The 11,214-nt window shown below is 30.3% G+C and carries 12 protein-coding genes and 1 tRNA gene; 9 read left to right on the top strand and 4 right to left on the bottom strand.

Annotation, left to right across the window (positions count from 1 at the left end; genetic code table 11):
* Positions 1-942 precede the first annotated feature (942 nt).
* The 8 genes from FLAPXU55_RS14565 to FLAPXU55_RS14530 are packed head-to-tail and all read left to right on the top strand — an operon-like array spanning position 943 to position 7,107.
* A complete protein-coding gene (locus FLAPXU55_RS14565) occupies positions 943-1,104 on the top strand; it encodes a hypothetical protein (protein WP_165590669.1) in 162 nt (53 codons plus the stop codon).
* 31 nt (positions 1,105-1,135) lie between these two features.
* On the top strand, positions 1,136-1,276 hold the full coding sequence (locus FLAPXU55_RS14560) for a hypothetical protein (RefSeq protein WP_165590668.1): 141 nt from the start codon (positions 1,136-1,138) through the stop codon (positions 1,274-1,276).
* Positions 1,277-1,294: 18 nt separating this feature from the next.
* The gene (locus FLAPXU55_RS14555) at positions 1,295-1,432 is read left to right on the top strand and encodes a hypothetical protein (protein ID WP_165590667.1); all 138 of its coding nucleotides are present in this window, start codon (positions 1,295-1,297) and stop codon (positions 1,430-1,432) included.
* A 7-nt stretch (positions 1,433-1,439) separates the two neighbouring features.
* Positions 1,440-1,580 carry a hypothetical protein gene (locus tag FLAPXU55_RS14550; protein WP_180858608.1) on the top strand — a complete coding sequence of 47 codons (141 nt, stop codon included), beginning with the start codon at positions 1,440-1,442 and terminating at the stop codon, positions 1,578-1,580.
* Positions 1,581-1,632: 52 nt separating this feature from the next.
* On the top strand, positions 1,633-2,781 hold the full coding sequence (locus tag FLAPXU55_RS14545) for a hypothetical protein (RefSeq protein ID WP_180858606.1): 1,149 nt from the start codon (positions 1,633-1,635) through the stop codon (positions 2,779-2,781).
* Positions 2,781-3,584, top strand: coding sequence for a tetratricopeptide repeat protein (locus FLAPXU55_RS14540; protein WP_053470572.1), 804 nt, complete (start codon positions 2,781-2,783; stop codon positions 3,582-3,584). The genes FLAPXU55_RS14545 and FLAPXU55_RS14540 overlap by 1 nt, the downstream gene beginning before the upstream one ends.
* A gap of 42 nt (positions 3,585-3,626) precedes the next feature.
* On the top strand, positions 3,627-5,819 hold the full coding sequence (locus tag FLAPXU55_RS14535) for a peptidase domain-containing ABC transporter (RefSeq protein WP_053470571.1): 2,193 nt from the start codon (positions 3,627-3,629) through the stop codon (positions 5,817-5,819).
* A 1-nt stretch (position 5,820) separates the two neighbouring features.
* Entirely contained in the window at positions 5,821-7,107 is a 1,287-nt protein-coding gene (locus FLAPXU55_RS14530) for an HlyD family secretion protein (RefSeq protein WP_180858604.1), read from the top strand.
* A 44-nt stretch (positions 7,108-7,151) separates the two neighbouring features.
* Here FLAPXU55_RS14530 and FLAPXU55_RS14525 read toward each other — a convergent pair.
* The 4 genes from FLAPXU55_RS14525 to FLAPXU55_RS14510 form a co-directional block, all read right to left on the bottom strand.
* A tRNA-Glu gene (locus FLAPXU55_RS14525) sits at positions 7,152-7,223 on the bottom strand.
* 154 nt (positions 7,224-7,377) lie between these two features.
* Complete coding sequence (locus FLAPXU55_RS14520; protein ID WP_219637265.1) at positions 7,378-7,902, bottom strand: hypothetical protein; 525 nt, start codon at positions 7,900-7,902, stop codon at positions 7,378-7,380.
* 33 nt (positions 7,903-7,935) lie between these two features.
* A complete protein-coding gene (locus FLAPXU55_RS14515) occupies positions 7,936-8,700 on the bottom strand; it encodes a ThuA domain-containing protein (RefSeq protein ID WP_180858600.1) in 765 nt (254 codons plus the stop codon).
* A gap of 90 nt (positions 8,701-8,790) precedes the next feature.
* Entirely contained in the window at positions 8,791-10,275 is a 1,485-nt protein-coding gene (locus FLAPXU55_RS14510) for a tetratricopeptide repeat protein (RefSeq protein ID WP_180858598.1), read from the bottom strand.
* 153 nt (positions 10,276-10,428) lie between these two features.
* Between FLAPXU55_RS14510 and yiaA the strand changes: the two genes are divergently transcribed.
* Positions 10,429-10,902 (top strand): inner membrane protein YiaA, encoded by a 474-nt coding sequence (gene yiaA, locus FLAPXU55_RS14505; protein ID WP_180858596.1) that lies wholly within the window; start codon positions 10,429-10,431, stop codon positions 10,900-10,902.
* Positions 10,903-11,214: the final 312 nt, after the last annotated feature.

Here is an 11,214-nt window from a genome sequence, read left to right as displayed (position 1 = left end):
ACTTCTTCTACACAACGAAGTTTAAATTCACAATTGTACTTGACTTTTCTTTCCATAAAAATGCCCCCAAATAGTGTCTAACTTTTTGGGGGCAGTTCACTTTTGGGTTGTCTCTTTTTTTGCATTAGAAGTACGAACACCACAAAAAAACCTATTTCATAATAAAATAGGTTTTTTATTTTTTTGTCCGTTACAGAATGCTTTAATTGATGTAAGCATGGATTTTCGCAGCGTAAATTAAAAAGGTGAAAATTGATTTTATTTTGAAAAACGGATCTGTTTTTTTCTTTAAAATCAAATTTATTTTCCAATAACAAATAATATCCAGATCGCTGTTTTCTATGTCTATATTAATCTAAATCCTTACAGTTACAATTAATTTTTAAATTCAGTAAGAGGCTAAATAAATCTTATTTTGGGTTAAGATTTTAAATGTTGAAGTTGTTTTATGTTTCTCTTTTTAAATATTCGATATTAATAAAATCTAATATTCTTATGTACAGTAATTTTTTCAAAAAAAATCATCTTCACAAGAATTACTCTTTAAATAATATAAAAACATTTTGTCTTAACTTATTGGTTTTTAAATATTTATGTTTTTTGTTGTGAGAAATTCAGGAATTACGTATCGGAATTCCCGAATTCCGATTTACATAGTTTGTAACAGATAACACGTTTATATAGTTTTGGCTTGAAAATCTGACATGCCTTGTTTTAGAAATTATTTATGATAACTGTTTCTGATGTCATATCATTTTTTACTTCATTATTGATCTCCAAAGTAAATAGCATAAAGATTTTGAAATAAACAATTCGTACAATTTAATTACTAAGTATTTTATAAATGGCCAGTTGTAAAAGAAATGTATCTAAATAGCGCTTGCAAGCAAAACTATGGCAAGTTTTATATGCCGATATTATTAATATTTAAAATTTGAAATTATGAAATTAAGTTTAGAAGCTCTTCAGGAAAGAATTCAAACAGTTGCTTCAACAGAATTGATGGAGTCAATTTCAGGAGGAAAGGCAAGTGATTGCCATACAGGTGGTGACGTTATAACGGACTGGTTGGGGGACTTTGGACCTTATGAGTTACCATATTAATAAAATACATTAACAATTTAAACAAAAAATTATGAAATTAAGTTTTGACAGTTTAAAAGAAAAAGCAGAAGCAGTTGTTTCTCAAGAGCTATTAAGTACAATAAGCGGTGGAATTCAGGACGATTGTCACGAATTTACTGAATTAGCAAAAAGACCACACCTTATTCAATAATTATATAAATCAATCAATATGAAATTAAGTTTAGACGCTTTAAAAGAAAAAGCAGAAGCAACAGCTTCAAATGAGTTATTAAATTCAATCGTAGGGGGTAATGCAAGTGGCTGTCACATAATTGCCAAAGTAGGAGATTTAATCATATATAAATAAAAACACTATGAAATTAAGTTTAGAAGCTTTAAAAGTTAAAGCAGAAGCAACAGCTTCTGATGAATTATTAAATTTAATCGTAGGTGGTAATGCAAGTGGTTGTCATGTAATTGCCCAAGTAGGAGATTTGATCATTTATCAAAAATAATTATTTTTTCAAGAGGTTGATTTTATCAGCCTCTTGAAATAAAAAAAAGACAATGAAAAAGTATAAAGAAATTAATGCAAATCAAACAGAAATAATAAATACCATCAAATTATTAATCTATAAAGAAAATCCAGGCTTATTAGAAAAAATAAATTTTGATGATGATGAATTATTTCTTGAACCGTTATTATTCTCGTACTTTAATTATAAAATGGATAATTCTTTGCCAAATAAATTTTTGACAGAGTTTATGCAAGGCTATTTTGTAAATAAAGAAGAGTTGGAAATTAATTATTCCTTTAATGAAAATGAGATTGCGTATCTGCCAAAATTGGGATATTTTAAAAAAAATGAACCGGCTTTTTTTGAACCGATACATATAATTGAAAATTCAAACATTGAAGTGTTCAGGCATTCAATTAATTTGCTTAGAAATGTTTTTACAGATGGGTCTGGAAATGTGATACCAGATTTTGATATAACTTTTGATAATTCTTTATTGGAGAAAAACATATCGTATTTAACTAATGCAGTTTCCTTTATAAAAGAAGATTCAAAAGAACATTATGAAATAATCGAGAAATGCTGCAAAAAAATACTGCTTTTTAAAACAGATCCCGGTAATACTAATTCGTTTGCTACTATAAAAGCACACGGAGTTGCATTTTTTAATGTTTATCAGGACGATTATGATGAAGTTTTCTTTATAGATGATATTGCCCATCAAACCGGTCATATTATTTTGACAACATTATTCCATAATCGTAAAGCTATATTTAAAATAGATGAGGAACAAAATGTAGAAGATCTCTTAAAATTAAAAGATCACAGAACGGTATATATACTTCTTCATGCATTGTATACTTACTACACTACATTACTTTGTTTGGATAATTCATTGGCAAAAAACAGATTTAATAAAAGACAAGAAAAAGAGGCTATGGGAAGAATAGGTTTTTATCTAAATAAATGTTCTAATGACTTGAATCGATTTGAAAAAATAAATGATTTGTATAGTGGAATAGAAAATGTTCTAACAAATGAAGGCAAAGAGATATATGATATCATAAGGCAAAAATATTCTGAAGCTGTTCAAAAATGGCAGACTACAATAAGCGGGTTTGATTATAATAATCAGACTTATAATTTCGCATTTAAAAATTTTGATGCTTTAAATACATTAGAAAAAACTCAATCATAATGAAAAACATTTTATTAATTATTTTAATTCATATTTCGCAGTTTATTTATCCTCAACTTAATCAGGAAATAAAGAAGAAACAAGACGCTATAATTTTAGAGCATCTAACGAATTGTGCAGAACACTATAATTATAACTTTCAAATGGCCGAATGGCAAAACTGTTTAGATGAAGGTTTAAAAAAAGACAGTACAATTGCTTCTTTATGGCAGGAAAAAGCAATGCCTTATTTTAAAGCCAGAAAATATGAAATAGGAATGCAGTATGTTGATAAAGCGGTTCAATACGATCCGCAAGAATGGCAGTCTTATCGCGCTTTTATAAAATGCATTTTTGTTAAAACCTACAAAGATGCAATTGCAGACTTTCAGGATTGTATAAATAAATATGGCGACGGTTACAGAATGGATCATAAATACAGCTTCTACATAGGGCTGTGTTATTTACAATTGAATGAGTACGAAAAAGCTGAAAAAATATTTAAAGAATATAACGACGATTTATTTAAAAATAGACAAAGTTTAGAACATCCTACAGCTTTATTTTACTATGGAATTGCAAAATATGAGTTGAAAAAATGGGATGAAGCAATTGCCTTATTTGATAAAGCATTGAAGATTTATCCCAATTTTTCAGATGCAAAATATTACAGAGCAATATGTTTGGCAAGATTAGGAGCTAAAGATGAGGAGGTTAAAGCCTTGTTTAAAGATGCAAAAGAAGATGCAAAACTTGGATATACCATAAATGAAGATAATACTATATACGAAACATATCCATACCAGGTAAGATGGAAATTTTAATATAGAAGCCTTTAGCATTTTAGTTTAAAGAATTACACATACATGATTAATAAAAATTTTCCGCATTTTAGGCAATTAGACAATAAAGACTGCGGACCAACTTGCTTGAGAATGATTGCCAAATATCATGGCAAAACCTTTTCGAGAGAATTTTTAAGAGATAAAGCAAACATTACGAAACTTGGCGTAACAATGGCAGGAATTGCCGAGGCCGCAGAAGAAATAGAAATGCGGACTCTGGGAATGCGTATTTCTTTAGAAAGTTTAGTAAATGAGGCTCCAACACCTTTCATTGTTCCGTGGAGACAAAAGCACTTTGTGGTAGTATACAAAACATCTAAAACAAAAATCTGGATTGCAGATCCGGCTCAAGGTTTACTGGTTTATTCTCATGAAGATTTTAAAACCGCATGGACAGATACCATAGATGCCACAGGATTTATTTTAATATTAGAACCAAATACTAAGTTTAAGGATCAGGATGACGAAAAAGAAAGCTCCCAAGGATTTTCTTTTTTGTATCCTTACTTTAGACCGTATAAAAAGCTGATTTATCAAATATTTATTGGATTATTTGTTGCCACTATTATTCAATTTATTCTGCCTTTTTTAATGCAGTCTATAGTTGATGTAGGTGTTAATAATCAAGATATTCCTTTTATTTACCTAATACTTATTTCGCAGTTTGTACTGATTTTATCGCAAACATTAGTAAGTGTTTTTAGAGAATGGATTCTAATACATATAACCAGCAGGTTTAATATAAAAATGATTTCAGATTTTTTATATAAAATGATGAAACTGCCTGTAAATTATTTCGAAACAAGAAATTCAGGAGAACATTTACAAAGAATTACAGATCATACCCGTATTCAAAATTTTATTTCTTCGTCGAGTTTGAATATGGTTTTTTCGATGGTCACTTTTGTGCTCTTTAATGCAATTCTTGCTTATTACGATTTAACGATTTTTCTCGTATTTATAATTGGAGCGGTTTTGTATGTGGGATGGACTTTCTTTTTCTTAAAAAAAAGAGCTGAATTAGATTTTAAAAGATTTGATCAATTATCTCAAAATCAAACCTCATTAATTCAAATTATTAATGGAGTCAGAGAAATTAAAGTAAATAATTCGCAGCGAAAAAACCGCTGGAAATGGGAATTTAACCAGATCAGTTTATTTAAAACATCTTTGAGCACTTTAAAGTTAGCCCAATACCAAACTATTGGAGCCAATTTTATAAATGAATTCAAAAATATCATTATTACTTTTCTTTCTGCTAAAGCAGTAGTCGATGGAAATCTTACACTTGGTATGATGACATCAATTCAGTTTATAGTTGGGCAGCTTAATATGCCCCTAGGGAATTTTGTTCTTTTTATCCAGTCCTGGCAAGATGCAAAAATTAGTTTAGAACGTTTATCTCAAGTTCATTTAAGAGAAGATGAAGATGTCGTTTCTGCACATAAAGCAAAAGAATTGCCAAATGATAAGTCTATAATTTTAAAAGATTTATCCTATCGTTATGGTGGAAAATCTTCGCCTTTAATTTTAAAAAACATTAATTGTGTTATTCCAGAAGGAAAGACTACTGCAATTGTTGGTGCCAGCGGAAGCGGTAAAACAACCTTAATGAAATTATTACTAAAGTTTTATAACCCTACGAAAGGAAGTATCAATATTGGGCCAATTAATTTAAATGATATTCATAATGATTACTGGCGTTTGAATTGTGGCGCTGTAATGCAGGATACATTTATGTTCAATGATAGTATTGGCGGAAATATTTCAGAATCTGAGCAAAATGAATTTATTGATAGAGAGAAGCTAAACAATGCTGCCTTTGTTGCCAATATTGAGGATTTTATTGAAAAACTGCCAAACAAATATAATACAGAATTAGGAACTTCAGGAATACGTCTAAGCGGTGGACAAGAACAACGAATTATGATTGCCAGAGCAGTTTATAAAGATCCATTTTATTTGTTTTTTGATGAAGCAACAAGTGCGCTAGACGCAAATAATGAAAAAGTAATTATGGAAAACCTAAGTAATTTTATTCATGGAAAAACAGCCATAATTGTAGCGCACCGTTTAAGTACAGTAAAAAATGCAGATAATATTATCGTTCTCGAAAACGGCGAAATAGTAGAACAAGGCAATCATAATGATTTAACACAACTAAGAGGAAAGTACTACTCATTGGTTAAAAATCAATTAGAACTAGGAAATTAAAATGGAAGAAGTAAATGATGGTTTAAAAATATACAGTGAAGAGGTGAGAGATGTTTTATCAGATCCACCGCAAGCAATTCAAAAGTGGGGGAATACTATATTACTGTTATTTGTAATAATTTTGTTTTTAATATCGTGGTTTGTTAAGTATCCGGATATTATATCCTCGCAAATTGTGATAACAACAAATATTCCTCCTCAAAAACTAGTTGTTAAAACATCTGGAAGAATTGAGGCTATTTTAGTTAAAGATAAAATCTTTGTTACAAAAAATACTGCTTTAGCTATTCTTGAAAATTCTGCAAATTATCGGGATGTATTTATGTTAAAAAGTATTTTAGATACAATAGACATAAACAGAGTTAAATTTCCATTTAATAAATTAAATTCAGTTCAGCTTGGAGAGGTAGAGAGCGCATTTGCAAATTTTAAGAAAGAATATGTTGCAGACGAATTAAATATGAAGCTTCAGCCATATCGTATTGAAGGTAACGCTCAAGACTATGAGTCAATTCAACTGCGAGAACGCTTAAATTTATTAGAGTCACAAAAAGAAATTAATCAAAATGAATTAGTCCTTCAGAAAAATGAACTAGACAGATATGAAGTTTTATTTCAAAAAGGAATATATGCTTCGCAGGAAGTAGAAAAACAGCGATTACTTTATTTACAAGCTCAAAAAAGCTACAAAAGTTTTCTTAGTACAATTTCGCAGTTAAAATCTTCATTAAATGAATTAAACCGAAATAGTAAAACAACACATATAAACGAAAGTAAAGAATCTATAAATCTTGAAAACAACAAAATTCAGGCATTATACCTATTAAAAAAAGCGATAAAAGACTGGGAGCTAAATTATGTTTTAAGATCTTCTATAAATGGCAAAATCAGTTTTTTGCAAATTTGGTCTGAAAATCAATCTGTAGAAGTTGGATCAACCATTTTTGCTATTATTCCAAATAAAGAAAACGGATATGTTGGAAAAGTAAAAGCTGCTGCGCTAAATTCAGGTAAGATTAGGGAAGGTCAAAACGTCAATATAAAGCTGGTAAACTTTCCTGATAGAGAATTTGGAATAATAAAAGGAAAAATACAAGCCATTTCATTAACTCCAGATAAAGATGGAAATCTATTAATTGATGTTGCATTGCCAAAAGGATTAGAGAGCTCTTACAAGAAAAGAATTCCTTTTCAGCAAGAAATGCAGGGAAATGCAGATATTATAACAGAAGATTTAAGATTGATTGAAAGACTTTTGTATCAATTTAGAGATATATTTCAAAGATAGTATAAACAAAAAAAGCTCCAGATTTCTCTGAAGCTTTGTGTTAGTAGTCCGTGGGGGAATCGAACCCCCCTTACCAGGATGAAAACCTGGCGTCCTAACCGATAGACGAACGGACCTGTTTTGCTAATGCGGGTGCAAAAATGTGATTAATTTTTGAAATGAACAAAGGATTTCAAAAAAACTTTTTTAGTTATTTTGAAGAAGTTAAAGACCAGTAATTTAGAGATTATAAAAGTTTAAAAAATATCTGACTTTTTTTGTTTTGATACATTATTTTGGTTGTTTGATTGGTTCTTTCTTTTTCATTGTTCCCAAAATCAGAAATACTTTTTTTAAGTCTGCGGCAGAATTTGCACTGGCAAAAGTGTGAATATATTGGTTCCAGCCTTCATTGCTTCCGCTTTCAATAATCGACTGGATCGAATATTTGTCTTTGCAGTTATAGACTGTCCAATCGGCATTTTTGTTTAGAATTTTACGCTGCATTTTTTCTGTTTTACAACTATCACCTGGTTCAAACTGACTTGGATGATTCCCAAAATAGAAACCGCCTGAAAAAGCTGCTGTAGCTGTCGTGTCTGTAGGATAGAAATAATAAACAGAAAAATCAGGCCCTCTGTTTTCTTTAATTGTATATTTTTTTGGGATAGAAATATAGTAATTGCTATCTCCAATTTGCTTTTCGGTTAATTGCTTTAAATAAGGATTTTCTGGAATGTGTTTTGTTTTTTTATCAGAACAGCCTAAAATGGTTAAAATTAAAAAGACAGAAAGAAATGAAATTTTCAGATTCAAATTCATATTTATTTAAATAGTGGTTAGCAAATTTTATTTCCCCATGGCATATGTAATGCCTCCAAGCAAATGCTGCACAAAAAGAGGATCGCTATAACTTTCAGGGCTGTGTCCTAAAGCGGTGTAAAACGCTCTGCCGCCATCATATTCGTGATACCAGGCCAAAGGATGATTATCGCCATGTTTACCGCCTTTATACGAAGTTACATCAATTTTGATAAGCACATTTACATCTGGATTCAAATTTTTAAAATTGTACCATTCATCTTTTCGTTCCCAAATTGCCGGAAGATATTTTGTAGATGGATGTTCATGATTGACAACTATTAGTTTAGCATTTTGCGGCTCGGGATGCCCTTCAAAAATTCCGCCGATCATTTGTGTGTACCAAGACCAGTCTGGTTCGCAGTTTGTAGCCGAATGAATGCCTACAAAACCCTTTCCTTTTTCTATAAATTTTTGTAAAGCTAATTTCTGACTTTCGCCTAAAACATGACCAGAAGCGCTTAAAAATATAACGGCTTTGTATTGCTTTAAATTTTTTGAATTAATTGCCAGAGAATCTTCGGTAGCATCTACCAGAAAATGATTTTCCTTTCCCAGTTTTTTTATCGCTTCAATTCCGGCAGGAATGCTTTCATGTCTGAAACCATTAGTTTTAGAAAAAACCAGCACTTTTTTGATTTTATCAGGAGCGGTTTGTTCTGTATTTTTTGGGTAAAAAGAAACTAGAAAATAGCTTGTCACTAAAATGAAGCTGAATAAAAATGATTTTTTTATTAAAAACTGTTGGTTCATTTTGCAAAATTTTATTTTGGGAAGATAGAAAAAAATAGTTTCTGGTGACTGTATTTTATATGATGAAGGTTTTTAATTTTTTTCGGATTGTCAGTTCGCTGGAAAATACGTTGTGAGGAGATTTAAAGTTGTTTCATAAATCGTTTTTCGCCTCACTTTTGCAAGCAGCCAGGATAAAAAACTCATGATTAAAATATCTTTAGGACCATTTTGAGCAGTAATTATAAAATCTTCTATTGCATTTTGAAATTTTTGTGTTTGAATAATTTCAGGTTTCATTACATATTGTTCTACAAACAAAAGATATTGAATAACACGTTCTTCATTTACCGTTAAAAGATATTTTCTATAACGTCGTTTAAAACTTTTTATTCGGGATAAAGCCAGTTCAATATTTTCTTGCTGAGTATGCAGAAGGATTTCGACAACATGCTTTTTTATTGTCCAGTCCATGCCCATTTTTTTTTCGTACCAACTATCAGTATGATTTAATTTTGCCATTTCTTTTACGGCATTACGCCCGGCATTTTGCTGTATATAAAAAACGATAAGCATAAGACGAATGTCGTTACTGTCGTTAGGATCTGCTTTTTTATTTGAAGAAAGAGATTTTTCGGCAATTTCGATTGCTTTTTGGGGATTACCAAGATAATTTTCATTAAACGCTAATAATAAATAATACCTAAGACAAAAACGCTGATAATACTTGCCAGATTGTTTCTGAAGTTCTGTAAACATCAATTCAAGATAATTCAAAGATTTAGTAAACTGCCCATTACGAAAATAGAAGTTAGCTATAAAATACAAAATGTATATATGATAGTATAAATGTCTGTCTGTCAGATCAGTTTTTTTACTAATAAACCTATAACTTTTCACAACAAAGGGTTGTATAAGTGAGTAATTGTTGTTTATAGAAGCATATTCGTTGGCAATAAATAATATTTGATACAGAGACTTAAACGTTAATCCCTGTTTTAATGATATTCCATGCGTTTCAATAGTGTTCTTTATAAGTGCCTGAAAATCTACTATTCGGCCTTCGTGATAAATAGCAGCAAGTTCGCGACGCAAAATGGCATAACCTAAATTGAGCTGTTCCTCATATTCGAGCTGTTTTTTATTTGCTTTAAATTTTTCTATTATTTTTTCAATTGGTTCTGACAGATTGAAATGAGCAAATTGTATCTGAGTCAGATAGATTTCATTGAGAAGACTAAAGTGCTCAATGCTCAGTGCAATATCTTCGGCTTTTGCAAGACATTTAAATGCTGTTTTTATAAGTTTATGTTCAAAAAATAACCGACTTACGACAATAAATCGAAGTATTGTATTTTCTTCTGAACTATCATTTTCAAAACTTCGATTGGCCATGAAATTTATCATGTTATCATAAAGTCTTTTTCTAAGAGCATGATAAGCATCGGTAGTTTTTTTATCTTCTAAAATCTTTTTATTAAATTTTATATCGTCAGTTTTTAACGAATTGAATAACTCGATATTGCCAGTATCTTTGCGCTTGTTCTTTTTTGATAGATACTGTATAAATGCTTTTTTATCAGCATCATTCATCATATTTGATATTTCCTCGAGAGCATTCATAAATAAGATTTTATCAGGATAAAAATAGTAAAATGTATTTTTATATCATCAGTTTTATAAATAAATTAGTTTTTAGAACTCCTTTTTCATGCTGACATTTGCCTCATAATTATAAAACATAAAATTATGGAACCGCTAAAATCAAATGAATTAAACAACAATTCAGAATCAAAAAATGCAAAATCAAATTATGGAAATAACCCTTTAAAGCCAAGCGCCGCTTTCGTTGGCGCATCCTGGATGACATTACTTATAGGTATGACCTCCTATTGTATTGGTCTTTATAATTCGGCTATGGCTTACAATGAAAAAGGATACTATTTTACCATTCTCCTTTTTGGTCTTTTCTCTGTGATATCAGTACAAAAAAGCGTGCGAGACAGACTGGAAGGAATCCCCGTAACCGATTTATATTACAGTATAAGCTGGTTTAGTACTATTGCTTCTATAGTATTATTAATAATCGGACTTTGGAATGCCAGTTTATTACTCAGTGAAAAGGGATTTTTCGGAATGTCGTTTGTATTAGGACTGTTTTCAGCCCTTGCAGTACAAAAAAACACCAGAGATCTCAAACAATTTGAATCGACTAACCTATAGTTTTAGCGGGCCTCATTACTGTCACAAATTGTGCAGTTTTGAGGTTTTCTAACTTTTAAAACTTAAGTATATGAAATCTAAATACAAATCGCTTATTTATATTGTTGGAGTATTGCTGCTAATAATTAGCATCTTAAATAAAATTTGCTGGATATATATATGCACGAAATACACTGAATTTGAAGAAACCAAGACAGCTTATCTCAGTTTATTTCCTAAGTATATTGCTAATGCTTTTTTCTTGACTATTATTGATATAATCGCATCGGGAATCGCTGCAATTATCTTTTTTAAATTTAAAAAGAAAGGTTA

Origin of the sequence: Flavobacterium panici, assembly GCF_903819335.1 — a bacterium.
GTDB classification, from domain to species: Bacteria; Bacteroidota; Bacteroidia; order Flavobacteriales; family Flavobacteriaceae; genus Flavobacterium; species Flavobacterium panici.
The sequence above is the reverse complement of the archived record's forward strand: the minus strand, read 5'-3'. Positions and strand labels throughout refer to the sequence as shown.

Coding starts and splice junctions, on each gene's coding strand:
- FLAPXU55_RS14550 (WP_180858608.1), top strand. CDS start 1,440: ATGAAATTAAGTTTAGAAGCTTTAAAAGTTAAAGCAGAAGCAACAGCT.
- FLAPXU55_RS14545 (WP_180858606.1), top strand. CDS start 1,633: ATGAAAAAGTATAAAGAAATTAATGCAAATCAAACAGAAATAATAAAT.
- FLAPXU55_RS14540 (WP_053470572.1), top strand. CDS start 2,781: ATGAAAAACATTTTATTAATTATTTTAATTCATATTTCGCAGTTTATT.
- yiaA (WP_180858596.1), top strand. CDS start 10,429: ATGGAACCGCTAAAATCAAATGAATTAAACAACAATTCAGAATCAAAA.
- FLAPXU55_RS14530 (WP_180858604.1), top strand. CDS start 5,821: ATGGAAGAAGTAAATGATGGTTTAAAAATATACAGTGAAGAGGTGAGA.
- FLAPXU55_RS14515 (WP_180858600.1), bottom strand. CDS start 8,700: ATGAACCAACAGTTTTTAATAAAAAAATCATTTTTATTCAGCTTCATT.
- FLAPXU55_RS14535 (WP_053470571.1), top strand. CDS start 3,627: ATGATTAATAAAAATTTTCCGCATTTTAGGCAATTAGACAATAAAGAC.
- FLAPXU55_RS14565 (WP_165590669.1), top strand. CDS start 943: ATGAAATTAAGTTTAGAAGCTCTTCAGGAAAGAATTCAAACAGTTGCT.
- FLAPXU55_RS14560 (WP_165590668.1), top strand. CDS start 1,136: ATGAAATTAAGTTTTGACAGTTTAAAAGAAAAAGCAGAAGCAGTTGTT.
- FLAPXU55_RS14510 (WP_180858598.1), bottom strand. CDS start 10,275: ATGATGAATGATGCTGATAAAAAAGCATTTATACAGTATCTATCAAAA.
- FLAPXU55_RS14555 (WP_165590667.1), top strand. CDS start 1,295: ATGAAATTAAGTTTAGACGCTTTAAAAGAAAAAGCAGAAGCAACAGCT.